Source organism: Haemophilus sp. THUN1691 (genome assembly GCF_059704425.1).
On record NZ_AP046578.1, the window covers coordinates 1,452,347 to 1,467,877 of the forward strand.

Here is a 15,531-nt window from a genome sequence, read left to right on the forward strand (position 1 = left end):
CTTCCTTTTTTATTAATGAATTATTTCGTTGAGGCCGCTATAAACAAGCACACAACCAAAAAATAAAAATACAATACCCGCCATATTATCAATATAACGGCTGTATTGACTGTATAAACGCTTGGCAATATTACGTGAAAAAATCAATGAAATCACATAAAAATAACAAAATGTTTCTACCACAATCACCATAAAACCCAAGATAATTTGCCACATTTCAGTGATATTTACTAAGACAAGCGACATCACGCTACTAAAATACACCACGACTTTTGCATTGGATAAATTCACTAAAAGCCCTTTCAAAATTTCTTTTTTGATTGTGGTTTGCTGATTAAATTCAATATCAGAGTGCGGTTCAAATTTAGCGTATTTTTTGCTGCGAGCCATTAAAAAACCGATATATGCTAGGTAACTACCGCCTAGCAACATAATCACGCCATGTAATGCAGGAATAGTAACGAATAACACCGCCAATCCCAACATAGAAAGCATTCCCCAAAAAGCGATGCCAAGCGTTATGCCTAAAATGCCACAAACTGTATTACGACGAGAGTTACTTGCCGCCATCCGACTTACATAGAAGAAATCAGGTCCCGGCGTCATTAATCCAAATAAATGTACAATGATTAAATTTAGCATCACGACATCCAATACTGAATAGCCAATACGACAATCACGGCATAAATTGCCGCTAATACATCATCGACCATAATGCCAAAACCACTTTCGAGTTTTTCGTCCAAATAACGAATTGGGAACGGTTTTAAAATATCGAAAAAGCGAAATAACACAAAAGCAGCCAAAATCCATTGCCAAGATAATGACGGTATCGCCGATAATACAATAAATACACCGACAAATTCATCCCAGACGATAGAACCATGATCGTGCACGCCCATATCTGCAGTAGTTTTTTGGCAAAGGTAGCAACCGAGTAGAAAACAAAGTGCGGTAAAAATTAAAAAGGTTTTTACACCTAACAAAGAAAGCAAAATCACGCCTAAAATTGTTCCAGCTAAGCTCCCCCAAGTACCGGGAGCAGGATGAATTAAGCCCGAGCCAAAACCAACGGCAAGCAAATGAATAGGATTTAAAAGAGAGATTTTTTTAAGAGGATTATTTTCTGTCATTTTGATTCCTTAAAATGATCGAAACCGCTTGAAAATGTAATATTCACAAGCTTTCCATCCCGTAAAAAACGGGGAGAAAAGTCGCCGCACTTTTCATTAATTTTACCAATATAAGTGCAAGGCACGTTCAGTTTTTTCAAGCGTAATTCTAATTCATCTTTATATTCGGGCGGTATGGTAAAACAAAGTTCATAATCTTCTCCACCACTTAAGGCAAATTGTTCCGCTTGAGTGCGATCATATTTATTTAAAATCGATGATGAGAGAGGTAATGCAGTCAGTTCAACTTCAGCACTACATTGGCTTCGCTCAAGAATATGCCCTAAATCAGAGATTAACCCATCGGAAAGATCAATGGCTGCATGAGCGATGCCAATTAACGCCCGCCCAAGTTCAATTCTAGGTGTGGGTCTAAGATGTCGTTGTTGCAAAAAAACATCATCTGAATCAACCGCACTTTTGCCCAATAAAATTTGTGTTAAACCAGCCGCACTATCGCCTAAAGTGCCTGAAACATAAATTAAATCGCCAACTTGCGCTTTATGACGACAAATCCCTTTACCTTTTTCGACAAAGCCTTGTGCCGTAATGGTAATAGATAAGTTGCCTTTTGTGGTATCGCCACCAATTAATGTGACGTTGTATTGTTTTAACGTGTGCAATAAACTTTGACTAAATGTTGAAATCCAATTTTCATCTACATTTGGCAAAGTTAATGCCAGAGAAACCCATTTGGGCTGTGCCCCCATTGCAGCAAGATCACTTAAATTTGTTGCAACCGCCTTATAAGCTAAATCTTCAGGTGAAATGGTTGGTAAAAAATGCGTATTTTCCACCATTGTATCCGTCGTAATGGCAAGCTGATAATTCTCTGGCACGGAAACCAGCGCACAATCGTCGCCAATAGATAATTGAACGGAATCATCAACTAATATTTGTTGCTGAAAATATTGTTTAATTAAATCAAATTCACCCATTGCCATTTTCACCTATCTTATAAAAGAAAAGGCACGCGTTAAAAACGCGCGCCATTTTCAGTTTAAAAGGATTATTTACGTCCTAATGCTGGTGCGATTTTATCAAGTACGCCATTGATATATTTATGGCTTTCGTCTGCACCGAATACTTTTGCCACTTCAATCGCTTCATTGATAACCACTTTATATGGCACATCTAACTCAAAGCGCAATTCATAAACGGCTAAACGTAAAATTGCAGTTTCAATAGGATCAAGCTCATCAAAAGCACGGTCAATATAAGGCGAAATAGAAAAATCAACGGTTTCAATATTTTCTACTGTTTGACGAAATAATTTACGGAAGTAAGGTTTATCTACGCCATCCATATCTTGATCTAACACAAAGGCTAATTCAACTTGTTCTGCAGTATTGCCCGATACAGCCCAAGAATACAAGGCTTGAACAGTACATTCACGCGCACGACGACGAGCAGAAGGCTTTTTAACTTGTTTTTGTTCTGTCATGATTTATGCCGCATCAATTTGTTGAATAAGATTAACCATTTCAAGTGCGGTTAAGGATGCTTCTGCACCTTTATTACCTGCTTTAGTACCAGCACGTTCAATCGCCTGCTCAATATTTTCTGTGGTTAATACACCAAAAGCGACTGGGATTTCAGCATCCATTGCAACCTTTCCTAAACCGCTGCTTGCTTCCCCTGCTACATATTCAAAGTGCGCAGTACCACCACGGATAACTGTACCTAAAGCTACAATCGCATCAAATTTTTTACTTTCAGCTAAACGACGAGCAACTAATGGCAACTCATACGCACCCGGAGCACGCACGATAGTGATATTTTCATCTTTCACTTGGCCGATACGTTTTAATGCATCAATTGCACCTTCTAATAAACTTTCATTAATAAAACTGTTAAAACGAGCAATTGCTACTGCAACTTTTGCATTAGGTGCTGCGACTGAGCCTTCTAAAACTTTCATATTTTTTCCTATTATTAGCCATAATGATTTTGGCCCGAGATTTTAGCATAAAATCGCGTATATTCAATATTAATAAGGCTTTACCCTATTTTATTTAGGGCTCATTTTTAAGACTATTTTATTGTTCATAGCCCGCACCAACACTATATTTTTATGGAAAATTTCCTTCATTAAGGTAAACTATCGGCAATTTTATGTGAATTACATTCAGTTACAGAGGTTTAATATGTCTAAAGTGGCATCAATTGTTGATGTATTACAAGGGAAAGTGGCGATTGGTGAAACCGTCACTGTGCGTGGTTGGGTGCGTACCCGTCGCGATTCTAAAGCAGGTTTATCTTTCTTAGCGGTTTATGACGGTTCTTGCTTTGATCCAATTCAAGCAATTATTAATAACGATATTGAAAATTACGAAAGCGAAATTTTACGTTTAACAACAGGCTGTTCTGTAATTGTAACAGGTAAAGTCGTTGAATCACCTGCAGAAGGACAAGCAGTTGAATTACAAGCAGAAAAAGTAGAAGTGACAGGGTTTGTTGAAGATCCAGATACTTACCCAATGGCAGCAAAACGCCACTCTATTGAATATTTACGCGAAGTGGCTCACTTACGCCCTCGTACCAATATTATTGGTGCGGTCGCACGTGTTCGCCATTGTTTATCTCAAGCAATTCACCGTTTCTTCCATGAGCAAGGTTTCTACTGGGTGGCAACCCCATTAATTACTGCATCAGATACTGAAGGTGCGGGTGAAATGTTCCGTGTTTCTACACTTGATTTAGAAAATCTTCCACGTGGTGAAAATGGAAAAGTTGATTTCAGCCAAGATTTTTTCGGTAAAGAATCATTTTTAACGGTTTCAGGTCAGTTAAACGGCGAAACCTATGCTTGTGCATTAAGCAAAATTTATACTTTCGGCCCAACATTCCGTGCAGAAAACTCGAATACCACTCGTCACTTAGCTGAATTCTGGATGGTTGAACCAGAAGTTGCATTTGCAACTTTAGCGGATAACGCAAAACTTGCAGAAGATATGTTGAAATACGTATTCCGCGCAGTATTAGCAGAGCGCAAAGACGACTTACAATTCTTTGAAAAACATGTAGATAAAGATGTTATTACTCGTTTAGAAAACTTTGTAAACTCAGATTTTGCGCAAATTGATTATACTGATGCCATCGATGTGTTATTAAAATCTGGTAAGAAATTTGAATTCCCAGTTTCTTGGGGTATCGATCTTTCTTCTGAACACGAACGTTTCTTGGCGGAAGAATATTTTAAATCACCAGTTGTAGTAAAAAACTATCCAAAAGATATTAAAGCATTCTATATGCGTTTAAATGATGATGGAAAAACTGTGGCGGCAATGGACGTGTTAGCACCGGGAATTGGTGAAATTATCGGTGGTTCACAACGTGAAGAACGTTTAGACGTGCTTGATAAACGTATGGAAGAAATGGGATTAAATCCAGATGATTATTGGTGGTATCGCGATCTGCGTAAATACGGCAGCGTTCCACATTCTGGTTTTGGTCTTGGTTTTGAACGCTTAATTGTCTATGTAACTGGCGTGCAAAATATTCGTGATGTAATTCCATTCCCACGCGCGCCAAGAAATGCGAATTTCTAATTCAATTTAACTTTAATATTGACCGCACTTACCTAAAAGTGCGGTTAATTTTTTAAAAATTTTAAGGAAAGCAAAATGGATAAAATTAAACAACTCTTTGCCAACAATTACAGTTGGGCGCAAAGAATGAAGGAAGAAAATTCTACTTACTTCAAAGAGCTTGCGGATCATCAAACGCCACATTACCTTTGGATTGGTTGCTCTGATAGCCGTGTGCCCGCTGAGAAATTGACGAATCTTGAACCTGGTGAATTATTTGTTCATCGTAATGTTGCTAACCAAGTGATTCACACAGATTTTAATTGCCTTTCTGTTGTGCAATATGCCGTCGATGTGCTTAAAATTGAACATATTATTATCTGTGGCCACACCAACTGCGGTGGTATTCATGCCGCTATGGCAGATAAAGATTTAGGGCTTATCAACAACTGGCTTCTTCATATTCGCGATATTTGGTTCAAACACGGTCATCTTCTCGGTAACCTTTCCCCAGAAAAACGTGCGGATATGTTGACTAAAATTAACGTAGCAGAACAGGTTTACAATCTAGGTCGCACTTCAATTGTAAAAAGTGCTTGGGAACGCGGACAAAAACTCTCATTACACGGCTGGGTATATGATGTAAATGATGGATTTTTAGTGGATCAAGGCGTAATGGCAACCAGTAGAGAAACCCTTGAAATTTCTTACCGTAATGCTATCTCACGCTTATCAACGCTTGATGAAGAAAGTATTTTGAAAAAAGATCATCTTGAAAAGATCTAAAGAAAACGCCCTTTCGGGCGTTATTTTTTTAAGCTTTACCGTCAGCCAAATTTTTCTTTTCTTCCAATTCTTCCCAGCGTAAAAATGCTGTTTCTAATTCGGCTTCAGTATCTGCCAATGCTTTTAATTTAGCATCGGTAATATCATGAGCCTGTTGGAAAAATACTGGATCGGCTATTTCAGCTTGCAGTACGGTGATTTTAGTTTCCAACTCTTCCAAAAGTTGTGGAAGTTGTTCTAACTCACGTTGTTCTTTATAAGAGAGTTTCACTGATTTAGGCTTAGAAGTGCGGTCATTTTTCACCGCACTTTCTTCTTTTAGTGGTTCAGATTTCTTCGCCTTAGCCTGTTCTTCTGTCGCTTTGCTTGCCCAGAAATTAGCTTGTTGCTGTTTAGCATCAAAGAATCCACCTACATACTTATTCAAACGCCCTTCACCTTCGAATAAATAACATTCTGTCGCAGTGTTATCGATAAATTGACGGTCATGGCTTACAATTAACAATGTGCCCTGATAATCAGTCAAAATTTCTTCTAAAAGCTCCAATGTTTCTACGTCAAGGTCATTAGTTGGTTCGTCAAGAATCAATAAATTGTTTGGTTTGAGCAACAATTTTGCGAGTAATAAACGATTTCGTTCCCCCCCCGATAAGGCTTTAACTGGCGTCATTGCTCGTTTTGGTGGGAATAAGAAATCTTGCAAATACCCTAGTACATGGCGTTTTACACCATTGACTTCAATATCTTGTTTACCATCTGCCACATTATCCATTACAGTTTTTTCAGGATCTAAATCAGCACGGTATTGGTCAAAATAAGCAATGTCTAATTTGGTACCACAACGAATTTTGCCTGATGTTGGCTGAATTTCCCCCAGTAATAATTTAATGAAAGTGGTTTTCCCACAGCCATTTGGTCCAACAAGCGCAATTTTATCTCCACGTAAAATCGTTGTTGAAAAATCTTTTAACAAGGTTTTTCCTGCGATTTCATAGCTCACATCTTCCATTTCAAAGACAATTTTGCCAGAACGACTTGAGGTATCTAACTGTAATTTAGCTGTTCCCATTACGTCACGGCGTTGGCGGCGTTCCTCACGCATCGCTTTTAATGCTCGCACTCGCCCTTCATTTCTTGTACGGCGAGCCTTGATACCTTGTCGAATCCACACTTCTTCCTGTGCAAGACGTTTATCAAATAATTCATTTTGCAAGGCTTCAACACGTAGATTTTCTTCTTTCGTAGTTAAATATAAATCGTAATTGCCTGGATAAGACACTAATTGACCGCGATCTAAATCCACAATCCGTGTTGCCATTTTTCGAATAAAAGAACGGTCATGGGAAATAAATACAATGCTACCCTGGAAATCCAATAAGAAATTTTCCAACCATTCAATAGCTTCCACATCCAAGTGGTTGGTTGGTTCATCAAGTAATAACACATCAGGATCGCACACTAATGCGCGTGCTAGTGCCGCTTTGCGTAACCAACCGCCCGAAAGTGCAGATAATTTTGTGTTTGGATTCAAGCCTAGTTTTAACAGCACTTCATTGATTTTATTTTCAAATCGCCAGCCATCCGCGTGTTCTAATTTAGCCTGAACTTGCTCTAGTTGACTTAAAATTTGATCACTGTAATTTTCTTCCAATTGAACAGAAATATGATGATATTCTTTCAATAAATCCGTTAAATGCCCAACACCTTCCGCGACATAATCAAAAATATTGCCTTGCGCATTACGCGGTGGGTCTTGCTCTAAACGAGAAACCACAAGATCTTTTTCGTATTGGATTTTGCCATCATCCATGAGCACATCGCCTGCGATGATTTTCAATAAAGTTGATTTACCTGCGCCGTTACGCCCAACTAAACAAACACGTTCATTCGGTTCAATATGTAGTTCTGCGTGATCCAACAAAGGTGCATCACTAAAGGAAAGATATCCATTGGTTAAACTAATTAATGCCACAGCTGCCCCATAAAAATTCAGTGAAAATTAACCGCACTATTCTATACGGTTTGGCATAAAAAATCCCATCAATTCGATGGGATTCTCTCTTAAATCAAAGTTGTTGATATACCCGCAATGCGTGTGCATCCGACATGCCTGCAATATAATCGCAAATAATCCGTTTCTTCCCTTCGTCTGGTGCATTACGCCAACGATTTGCAGTATTTCGCGGTAATAAACGCTCTGGATCAGATTCAAAAATCTGGAACATTTCTGTCAGCATTCTCTGCCCTTTATATTCGATTCGTTGAGTAGCCACATTGCGAATAACATAATCCCAAACGAACTTTTTAAATACACCAAGTGCAGCAATCACTTCTGGTGGCAATTCCGCGTTATAACGTAACAAAGGTTCATCAAAATTTGCCGTTAATTTCCACCGCACATTAGTAATAAAAAAGTTCACTAATGCGCCAATCGCCTGTTTGCGTTCAAAATGTTTATCCGAGAAAAGTCGTTGGCTAATTGAATCAATATTTTCATGCAACCAAGCTGATGGAATTTGTTTCAATGTAGCATGTGCTGCTTGCCATTGATGAGGATTTACCACGCCAGTCACAATCGCATCTTCTAAATCATGCACACCATAGGCAATATCATCTGCCAATTCCATAATGCTGCAATCCAGCGATTTAAACCGAGTATGTAAAGATTCAGCTGGATTTTCCCGCACTTTTTTAAATTGACAGAATAAAGTGCGGTCATTTTCAGAAAGATTTTCCAGCAACCAATTAAACATTTTTAAATCATCGCGGAAAATGCCTTTTCCCGGAATCCAATCATGAATACGCACAAAACGCGGATCAATATTGCGAGAAAAATTAAGTTCTGCATATTGAGGCGAGGCCACATCTAACAACGTGGGATATTTCACTACACCCAATAGTGTTCGACGCGTTAGATTCATCCCTGCGTTTTCAGTGTAAGGCTCAAGTTTCGTTAAAATTCTAAAGGTTTGTGCATTGCCTTCAAATCCGCCCTGCTCTGCCATCATATAATTTAATGCCGTTTCGCCACCATGCCCAAAAGGCGGATGCCCAATATCATGAGCAAAACACAAACTCTCAATAAGATCGTTACTCGGCAATAAAGGTTTTAATTGTTTTTGCAACTCGTTTTTATCAATATTTAATGCTTGAGAAAGGCTTTCAAAGGTTTCTAAAAATTTAAGTTGTGCAACGAGACTGCTGCCAATCTGGGCGACTTCTAAAGAGTGAGTTAAGCGAGTGCGATAAAAATCATTTTCACCAATCGCGTGAATTTGAGTTTTCGCTTGTAAACAACGAAAGGCGGCAGAATGTAGAATCCGCCCGCGATCGCGACGAAATGGTGGGCGATTATCTTTTTCGCGTGGAGGATCGGGAAGAAAACGTTCTGTCCAAGAAGAATCAATGATAAGTGGTTTCATATCGCTTTGTTTTATTTGGTTTTTCTGCATTATCTAATCATTTAGCGCAAAAAACAACCGCACTTTATCTGGAACAAACACAATCTAGAATGAATAAAGTGCGGTTGAATTTTTATTGATATTTAAACAAAGAAATAAATCAGCTTAAATACAAATGGCGCGAGAATAGAACTAATAATCCCACAAAGCACAAGAGAAATAGAACTGTAACTTCCCGCTGTTGGATTAGTTTCCATACAGCTTACTGTGCCAAGTGCGTGGGATACCGCCCCGACAGATAATCCAATCGCTTCCTGATATTTAACGCCTAATTTTTTCAACACTAAATAACCAAATACAGAGCCTTGCAAGCCTGCAACAACGACCCCAACTGCAGTGACAGCAGGGATTCCCCCTAGATTATGCGAAACTTCCATCGCGATTGGTGTAGTGATTGATTTTGGTAATACCGTCGCCACCATTTCAGGTGATGCGCCAAGTATGAGTGCTAATACCGCCCCGCTTAACATCGAGAAAAAAGACGCAATCACCACAATAGATAAAATAATCTTCCATTGTTTAGCAATTTGGCGAAGTTGTTCATAAAGAGGTAATGCAAGAGCGACGATACTCAAGCCAAGTAGATTATTAATAGGCGCATTTCCTACCATATAATCATCATAAGGAATCTTGCCTATCACTAAAATCGCAACCAAAATTAATACTGTTAAAATAAAAGTATTAAAAATCATTGATTTCCAACGTTTGCTAATTTGTAGTGCGAGCCAAAATCCGAAAATTGTCAAAAATGTATAAAGATAAATAATGTACTGCTGCATATAAAACTTTCCCACTATATAATTAAGCTGATTCATTCATTTGTTTAGCTTGGTTCTCACGACGTTTAATCACTTTTTTACGTTTATGTGTAAAAGATTGCAAATGGAATAAATGATTCCCTAACAAGCCCATAACGACCAAAGTTACACAAGTGCTGACAACATTAGGAATCAGTAAAATATTCACTTGTTCTATTAATAAATCTGAATATTTAATGATTCCAACGCTCACTGGTACAAAAAGTACCGCCATAAAACGAATCAATAAGCTCGCGCCTAAATAAATCCAATCTAAATGAATTAATCGTGTCGTTAAACCTAAAAAGAGCAATAACAATCCCCAAATACTCCCAGGTACACCGGCCGGCACATAATGAGCGATAAGATTTCCGAGATATAACATAATGTATAAAATGACCAACGAACGGGCCAATAAAAATGATTTTTGAATCATATACAACCTTTTTTTCAACTTTTCTCATAATGTTTCAAAATTATTTTACGCTTTTTTTTTCTGAATTGACCAGTTTTTTTCGGTAAAATAACCAGACTTAGAACAAGAACCTAGCAAAATGATAAATCGAAAATCGCTATTTGCTATTTTATTACTAATTTTTACCGCACTTTCGGCGTGCTCTAGCGAAGAAAATACTTGCCGTGTCGTTGGCATTAGTGACGGTGATACGCTTACCTGCCTTGCGAAAAATAATCGACAAATCAAAGTGCGACTAGCTGAAATTGATGCGCCAGAGAAAAAACAAGCTTTTGGACAAAAATCTAAAAAGGCGTTATCTGATATGGTTTATCTTCGTGATGTACGTCTTTCTTTAAAAGGCCAAGATCGCTATCAACGCACATTGGCGATTGTTTATTATCAAGATAAAAATATTAATTTAGAAATGGTTAAACAAGGTATGGCATGGGCTTATAAGCAATATTCCCATGATCCGATTTATCTTCAAGCGCAAGAAAATGCACAAGCCAAACGAATTGGTCTTTGGGCGGACAATAATCCGATTGAACCAAGTCAATGGCGCAGACAAGAGAAAAATCAATATGGCTTTTGATTATCAAACTTTCCGTCAAGAATTTCCTTATTTCCAACGTGAAGATGCGGTTGTTTATTTAGATAACGCCGCCACCGCGTTGAAACCTCAAGTGTTAATTGATCGCACTGCTGAATTTTATGCGTCTGCAGGTTCGGTGCATCGCAGCCAATATGATGCTGCCCAAACAGCGCAATATGAACAGGCTCGCACACAAGTTAAAGAATGGGTTAATGCTGAAGATAAACGCGCTGTTATCTGGACTTCTGGTACAACTCACGCGATTAACTTAGTGGCAAATGGATTACTACCACAATTAAACGCAGAAGATGAAATTCTGATTAGCCAAGCAGATCATCATGCTAATTTTGTCACTTGGTACGAAACGGCACAAAAGTGCGGTGCAAAAATTCGAGTTTTACCGATTTTAGATAATTGGCTAATTGATGAAAATGCACTTATTTCTGCTCTTTCTGAAAAAACCAAACTCGTTGCGCTGAATTTTGTTTCAAATGTCACAGGCACTGAACAGCCGATTAAACGCCTGATTCAACTTATTAGAAAACATAGTCGTGCGTTGGTTTTAGTAGATGCTGCACAAGCGATTAGCCATATTAAAATCGATTTACAAGATTTAGATGCAGACTTTCTCGCATTTTCTGCCCATAAAATTTATGGCCCAAATGGGCTTGGTGTTTTAACAGGAAAATTGACCGCACTTTCTCAACTTCAACCGCTCTTTTTCGGTGGAAAAATGGTTGATCGTGTATCAAATGATCGTATTACTTTTGCCGAATTGCCTTATCGTTTAGAAGCTGGCACACCTAATATTGCTGGGGTTATTGGCTTTAATGCCATACTGAATTGGCTACAAAAATGGGATTTTACCGCAGCAGAACAGCACACTATATCCTTGGCTGAATCCGTCAAAGTGCGGTTAAAATCTTACGAGCATTGCCGATTATTCAATTCTCCTCAAGCAAGCACTGTCGTTTGTTTTGTATTTGAAGGCATTGACTGTTCTGATCTTTCTACACTTTTGAGCGAACAAAATATTGCGCTCCGAGTCGGCGAACATTGTGCTCAACCTTATTTAGCACGCTTAGGCGAACGCACCACATTACGCCTGTCTTTTGCGCCTTATAATACGCAGGAAGATGTGGAGGCATTTTTTACCGCCTTAGATAAAGCACTGGATTTATTACAATGATAGAACAATTAAAACAAACTAAAAATTGGGAAGATCGCTATCGCCTGATTATTCAAGCTGGCAAAAATTTATCTCGCCCAAGCGACGATGAACTCGCTCAAATGCACTCTATTACTGGCTGCGAAGCACAAATGTGGTTTCAAATTATGCCTAAAAATGACCGCACTTTTCAATTCAACGGATTTAGTGAAGCCAGAATTATGAATGGCTTACTTTGGATTTTACTCAATCAAATCAATGGCAAAACAGCGGATGAATTGAATAAATTTGATATTACTGCCTTTTTTAGCGAGCTCGGCATTTCACAACGTTTAAGCGAAACACGTTTAAACGGCTTAAACCAAATCGGACAGCAATTAAAAAATTTATGTATTTAATCGAAACCTATTTTCGCCTGACTGCGCTCGAAAATAATATTGAATCACAAAGTCGTTTACTCAATGCAGTGATCGATCAATGGCGGTATAACGGGCAAATTATCGGACGTGAAATCCCTTTATATTTAGCGGAAGAAGATGGCGCACAAGGCTTTGCTATGCGTGTCATTTGCCCTGAGCAAGATAGTCTTTTCCCGCAAAATAATAACGCAGAAGTGAATCGCGCATTACAAGAAGCAGAAAAGTGCGGTGTAATTTTTGATGGTTTTCAACTTGTGGGCGATGATCTCAATTCAGATCAAACGGCAGAAAATGTATCTCCCGCTTGGCAAGTGCTTTATACAACCCATTTACAAAGCTGCTCGCCGATTCATAGTGGAGAAAATTTCGCACCAATCCCTTTGTATAAACAGTTGAAAAATCAACCGCACTTAAGCCAAGATCTGATTAAATGGCAAGAAAATTGGCAAGCCAGTGATCAACTACAAATGAATGGTGCGGTATTAGAACAACACTCTTTGGCAGAAATTTCTGAGCATCAAAGCACACTTTCAAAACATGGGCGTTATTTAGCCCAAGAAATAGAAAAAGAAACCGGCATACCGACTTACTATTATTTATATCGTGTAGGTGGGCAATCTTTAGAATCTGAAAAATCTCGTTGCTGCCCTTCTTGTGGTGCAAACTGGGCGTTAAAAGACACGGTTTTTGATACCTTTCATTTTAAATGTGATGCTTGTCGATTAATTTCGAATCTATCGTGGAATTTTTTGTAATTAATTTATAAAGTGTCGAAATTTGCAAAAGTCGAACACCTAATCGGAGAAAAGATGAATTACCAAGACAACAGCTTAAAATCCTTAAAACTCGGTCAAAAAACAGAATACGCCTCTCTATATGACCGCACTTTATTACAGCCAGTGCCACGCGCGTTAAATCGTGATGGATTGGGCATTACTCAAAATCAACCATTTACTATCGGCGCCGATATTTGGACGGCTTATGAAATCTCGTGGCTCAATGAAAAAGGCTTGCCACAAGTGGCTATCGCAGATATTTATCTGGATTATCAAAGCCAAAATTTGATTGAGTCAAAAAGTTTTAAACTTTATTTAAATAGCTTCAACCAAAGCAAATTTGCCGACTTCAATACCGTTCAACAAACTATGCAACGCGATTTAATCGAATGTGCGCAAGGCGATGTAAAAGTGCGGTTAAATCCAGTGGTAGTTTATGATTCTCAAAAAATTAATTATTTACAAGGCGATTGCATTGATGAACAAGATATTGAAATTACTAGCTACGAATTTAACGCTAATTGGCTGAAAGATTGCGTATCAGATGAAATTGTCGAAGAAAAATTAGTCAGCCATTTGTTGAAATCTAACTGCCTCATTACCAATCAGCCAGACTGGGGCACCTTGCATATTCATTATGTTGGTAACAAAATCGATCACGAAAAATTATTACGTTACGTTGTATCGTTCCGTCAACACAATGAATTCCACGAACAATGTGTCGAGCGCATTTTCTGCGATTTAATGCACTACGCAAAACCAGAAAAACTCACTGTTTACGCGCGCTATACCCGACGCGGTGGCTTAGACATTAATCCATTCCGCTCTAATTTTGAGAATTTACCTGAAAATTTAAGATTGGCGAGACAGTAAAAAACTGCGGTGAAATTTCACCGCAGTTTTTCTACATTTAGATTACAAATAAGAGGTCTAGAATTTTATAAGAAAGGCAATGAAGTTATGCAGATTGTGTAATTAAGCGTTGAGGGCGAATAATATTTCCATCGATTAAGGCTACGCCTAAGAATAAATTCTCCGCTGAAAATAACCGCACTTGGCCACTTAATTGCTGTTCGTTAGCAAATTTCACTCGCTGACCAAAACTAATGGCTTTACTCTGCTCTGCATCCAAACGTAAAGCAGGCAATTTACTTACAGCGGTATCGGTTGGCAGTAATAGACGATCTAATTCGCTTAATGGAAAACTTTCAGCGAGCAGTTGTAACTCATCGATTGGCATCATTTCTGCTACAGGATAATCCGCTACGGCTGTACGACGTAACATTGTCACATGAGCGCCACAACCTAGCACTTCACCCAAATCATCTACTAAGGTGCGAATATAAGTACCTTTTGAACAATGCACTTCTAAGGTTAAAAAAGGCGCATGATATTCAATAAAATTAAGTTCAAAAATCGTAATTGGACGTGCCTCACGCTCAACCGTAATACCTTGGCGCGCATATTCATAAAGCGGTTTACCGTTATGTTTTAGTGCGGAAAACATTGTCGGCACTTGCAAAATATCGCCACGAAATTGTTCAAGTGCGGTCAAAATTTGTTGCGTTTCAATATGAACTTCACGAGTTTCCACGATTTGCCCTTCCGCATCGGAAGTATCGGTACGTTCGCCTAATTTTGCCGTAACAAGATAACGCTTATCGGCATCAAGCAAAAATTGTGAAAACTTAGTTGCTTCACCCAAGCAAATCGGCAACATTCCCGTTGCCAACGGATCGAGCGCACCAGTATGCCCAGCTTTGTTCGCTTGAAATAAACGCTTCACCTTTTGCATGATGTCATTTGATGACATGCCTTGTGGTTTATCCAACAAAAACACACCATCAACATCACGCCAGCGTTTACGAGGTCTAGACATTAGTTGCTTTCCTCAACGTGTTTTTTCTCATCTTCACGCACAATATTTGTTACAAGATTTGACATACGCATCCCTTCCACTAAGGATTGATCGTAAATAAAGCGAATCTCTGGCACGATACGTAAACGCATCGCTTTGCCTAGTAACGAACGAATATAAGGCGATGCTTTTTCTAAGCCTTTCATGCCTTGCTCAATTGCCGTTTCATCGTGATCAAATAAAAAAGTCACGAAGATTTTTGCGTAAGATAAATCACTCGATACTTCCACATCAGAAACCGTCACCATCCCAATACGGGGATCTTTCACTTCACGTTGTAAGATTACCGCTATTTCTTTTTGTATTTCTTGAGCGACGCGATCGCTACGTTTAAATTCTCTTGCCATAGTTATTCCTTATTTATAAAAGCGCCTCATTCTACTGGAAATCATTGGATTTAGCACGCAAAAATCCCTTTCAGCATGATGCTGTTTGTAAAGAAATTGAATATAACC

General features: G+C 38.6%; 18 protein-coding genes. 7 read left to right on the forward strand and 11 right to left on the reverse strand.

The features are described 5' to 3' along the window. Positions 1-12 precede the first annotated feature (12 nt). From AC6H0J_RS06990 to ribH, 5 genes are all read right to left on the reverse strand, one after another. Positions 13-642, reverse strand: a complete 630-nt coding sequence (locus AC6H0J_RS06990) for a LysE family transporter (protein WP_005628665.1) — start codon at positions 640-642, stop codon at positions 13-15. Further along, positions 642-1,133 carry a phosphatidylglycerophosphatase A family protein gene (locus AC6H0J_RS06995; protein ID WP_005628663.1) on the reverse strand — a complete coding sequence of 164 codons (492 nt, stop codon included), beginning with the start codon at positions 1,131-1,133 and terminating at the stop codon, positions 642-644. Before AC6H0J_RS06995 ends, AC6H0J_RS06990 begins: the two co-directional genes overlap by 1 nt. Beyond that, a complete protein-coding gene (gene thiL, locus AC6H0J_RS07000) occupies positions 1,130-2,116 on the reverse strand; it encodes a thiamine-phosphate kinase (RefSeq protein ID WP_118816844.1) in 987 nt (328 codons plus the stop codon). The genes AC6H0J_RS06995 and thiL overlap by 4 nt, the downstream gene beginning before the upstream one ends. A gap of 65 nt (positions 2,117-2,181) precedes the next feature. Next, positions 2,182-2,616 (reverse strand): transcription antitermination factor NusB, encoded by a 435-nt coding sequence (gene nusB / locus AC6H0J_RS07005; RefSeq protein WP_005628659.1) that lies wholly within the window; start codon positions 2,614-2,616, stop codon positions 2,182-2,184. Between the two features lie 3 nt (positions 2,617-2,619). Beyond that, on the reverse strand, positions 2,620-3,093 hold the full coding sequence (gene ribH, locus AC6H0J_RS07010) for a 6,7-dimethyl-8-ribityllumazine synthase (protein ID WP_497513339.1): 474 nt from the start codon (positions 3,091-3,093) through the stop codon (positions 2,620-2,622). A 226-nt stretch (positions 3,094-3,319) separates the two neighbouring features. Here ribH and asnS point away from each other — a divergent pair, with 226 nt between their 5' ends. Further along, positions 3,320-4,723, forward strand: a complete 1,404-nt coding sequence (gene asnS, locus AC6H0J_RS07015; protein ID WP_005628655.1) for an asparagine--tRNA ligase — start codon at positions 3,320-3,322, stop codon at positions 4,721-4,723. A gap of 75 nt (positions 4,724-4,798) precedes the next feature. Continuing rightward, positions 4,799-5,488, forward strand: coding sequence for a carbonate dehydratase (can, locus tag AC6H0J_RS07020; protein WP_005628653.1), 690 nt, complete (start codon positions 4,799-4,801; stop codon positions 5,486-5,488). A gap of 28 nt (positions 5,489-5,516) precedes the next feature. Here can and AC6H0J_RS07025 read toward each other — a convergent pair whose 3' ends face one another. The 4 genes from AC6H0J_RS07025 to AC6H0J_RS07040 form a co-directional block, all read right to left on the reverse strand. Then, on the reverse strand, positions 5,517-7,460 hold the full coding sequence (locus AC6H0J_RS07025) for an ABC transporter ATP-binding protein (RefSeq protein ID WP_005628651.1): 1,944 nt from the start codon (positions 7,458-7,460) through the stop codon (positions 5,517-5,519). Positions 7,461-7,554: 94 nt separating this feature from the next. Next, positions 7,555-8,940 carry an anti-phage deoxyguanosine triphosphatase gene (locus tag AC6H0J_RS07030; protein WP_005628648.1) on the reverse strand — a complete coding sequence of 462 codons (1,386 nt, stop codon included), beginning with the start codon at positions 8,938-8,940 and terminating at the stop codon, positions 7,555-7,557. 92 nt (positions 8,941-9,032) lie between these two features. Next, on the reverse strand, positions 9,033-9,728 hold the full coding sequence (locus AC6H0J_RS07035; RefSeq protein ID WP_005628646.1) for a CidB/LrgB family autolysis modulator: 696 nt from the start codon (positions 9,726-9,728) through the stop codon (positions 9,033-9,035). Between the two features lie 22 nt (positions 9,729-9,750). Further along, complete coding sequence (locus AC6H0J_RS07040; protein WP_005628643.1) at positions 9,751-10,182, reverse strand: CidA/LrgA family protein; 432 nt, start codon at positions 10,180-10,182, stop codon at positions 9,751-9,753. A gap of 118 nt (positions 10,183-10,300) precedes the next feature. Between AC6H0J_RS07040 and AC6H0J_RS07045 the strand changes: the two genes are divergently transcribed. Genes AC6H0J_RS07045 through queF form a run of 5 tightly spaced genes read left to right on the forward strand, consistent with a single transcriptional unit; the run spans position 10,301 to position 14,031 of the window. Further along, positions 10,301-10,795, forward strand: coding sequence for a thermonuclease family protein (locus AC6H0J_RS07045; protein ID WP_005628640.1), 495 nt, complete (start codon positions 10,301-10,303; stop codon positions 10,793-10,795). Then, a complete protein-coding gene (locus AC6H0J_RS07050) occupies positions 10,785-11,984 on the forward strand; it encodes a cysteine desulfurase (RefSeq protein ID WP_005628638.1) in 1,200 nt (399 codons plus the stop codon). The genes AC6H0J_RS07045 and AC6H0J_RS07050 overlap by 11 nt, the downstream gene beginning before the upstream one ends. Then, entirely contained in the window at positions 11,981-12,361 is a 381-nt protein-coding gene (locus AC6H0J_RS07055) for a SufE family protein (RefSeq protein ID WP_005628635.1), read from the forward strand. Before AC6H0J_RS07050 ends, AC6H0J_RS07055 begins: the two co-directional genes overlap by 4 nt. Then, positions 12,352-13,137, forward strand: coding sequence for a Zn-ribbon-containing protein (locus AC6H0J_RS07060; RefSeq protein ID WP_005628632.1), 786 nt, complete (start codon positions 12,352-12,354; stop codon positions 13,135-13,137). The genes AC6H0J_RS07055 and AC6H0J_RS07060 overlap by 10 nt, the downstream gene beginning before the upstream one ends. A 54-nt stretch (positions 13,138-13,191) precedes the next feature. Beyond that, positions 13,192-14,031, forward strand: coding sequence for an NADPH-dependent 7-cyano-7-deazaguanine reductase QueF (gene queF / locus AC6H0J_RS07065; RefSeq protein ID WP_032825722.1), 840 nt, complete (start codon positions 13,192-13,194; stop codon positions 14,029-14,031). 85 nt (positions 14,032-14,116) lie between these two features. Here queF and truB read toward each other — a convergent pair whose 3' ends face one another. Together truB and rbfA are read right to left on the reverse strand one after the other, a co-directional pair. Then, a complete protein-coding gene (truB, locus tag AC6H0J_RS07070; RefSeq protein ID WP_005628628.1) occupies positions 14,117-15,037 on the reverse strand; it encodes a tRNA pseudouridine(55) synthase TruB in 921 nt (306 codons plus the stop codon). Then, positions 15,037-15,423: a 30S ribosome-binding factor RbfA gene (gene rbfA / locus AC6H0J_RS07075; protein WP_118816843.1), complete on the reverse strand. Its 387-nt coding sequence runs from the start codon at positions 15,421-15,423 to the stop codon at positions 15,037-15,039. The genes truB and rbfA overlap by 1 nt, the downstream gene beginning before the upstream one ends. Between the last annotated feature and the right edge of the window lie 108 nt (positions 15,424-15,531).

Excerpts from the sequence above, each read along its gene's own strand:
- AC6H0J_RS06990 (WP_005628665.1), bottom strand. The coding sequence starts at position 642 with ATGCTAAATTTAATCATTGTACATTTATTTGGATTAATGACGCCGGGA.
- AC6H0J_RS06995 (WP_005628663.1), bottom strand. The coding sequence starts at position 1,133 with ATGACAGAAAATAATCCTCTTAAAAAAATCTCTCTTTTAAATCCTATT.
- thiL (WP_118816844.1), bottom strand. The coding sequence starts at position 2,116 with ATGGCAATGGGTGAATTTGATTTAATTAAACAATATTTTCAGCAACAA.
- nusB (WP_005628659.1), bottom strand. The coding sequence starts at position 2,616 with ATGACAGAACAAAAACAAGTTAAAAAGCCTTCTGCTCGTCGTCGTGCG.
- ribH (WP_497513339.1), bottom strand. The coding sequence starts at position 3,093 with ATGAAAGTTTTAGAAGGCTCAGTCGCAGCACCTAATGCAAAAGTTGCA.
- asnS (WP_005628655.1), top strand. The coding sequence starts at position 3,320 with ATGTCTAAAGTGGCATCAATTGTTGATGTATTACAAGGGAAAGTGGCG.
- can (WP_005628653.1), top strand. The coding sequence starts at position 4,799 with ATGGATAAAATTAAACAACTCTTTGCCAACAATTACAGTTGGGCGCAA.
- AC6H0J_RS07030 (WP_005628648.1), bottom strand. The coding sequence starts at position 8,940 with ATGCAGAAAAACCAAATAAAACAAAGCGATATGAAACCACTTATCATT.
- AC6H0J_RS07035 (WP_005628646.1), bottom strand. The coding sequence starts at position 9,728 with ATGCAGCAGTACATTATTTATCTTTATACATTTTTGACAATTTTCGGA.
- AC6H0J_RS07040 (WP_005628643.1), bottom strand. The coding sequence starts at position 10,182 with ATGATTCAAAAATCATTTTTATTGGCCCGTTCGTTGGTCATTTTATAC.
- AC6H0J_RS07045 (WP_005628640.1), top strand. The coding sequence starts at position 10,301 with ATGATAAATCGAAAATCGCTATTTGCTATTTTATTACTAATTTTTACC.
- AC6H0J_RS07050 (WP_005628638.1), top strand. The coding sequence starts at position 10,785 with ATGGCTTTTGATTATCAAACTTTCCGTCAAGAATTTCCTTATTTCCAA.
- AC6H0J_RS07055 (WP_005628635.1), top strand. The coding sequence starts at position 11,981 with ATGATAGAACAATTAAAACAAACTAAAAATTGGGAAGATCGCTATCGC.
- AC6H0J_RS07060 (WP_005628632.1), top strand. The coding sequence starts at position 12,352 with ATGTATTTAATCGAAACCTATTTTCGCCTGACTGCGCTCGAAAATAAT.
- queF (WP_032825722.1), top strand. The coding sequence starts at position 13,192 with ATGAATTACCAAGACAACAGCTTAAAATCCTTAAAACTCGGTCAAAAA.
- truB (WP_005628628.1), bottom strand. The coding sequence starts at position 15,037 with ATGTCTAGACCTCGTAAACGCTGGCGTGATGTTGATGGTGTGTTTTTG.
- rbfA (WP_118816843.1), bottom strand. The coding sequence starts at position 15,423 with ATGGCAAGAGAATTTAAACGTAGCGATCGCGTCGCTCAAGAAATACAA.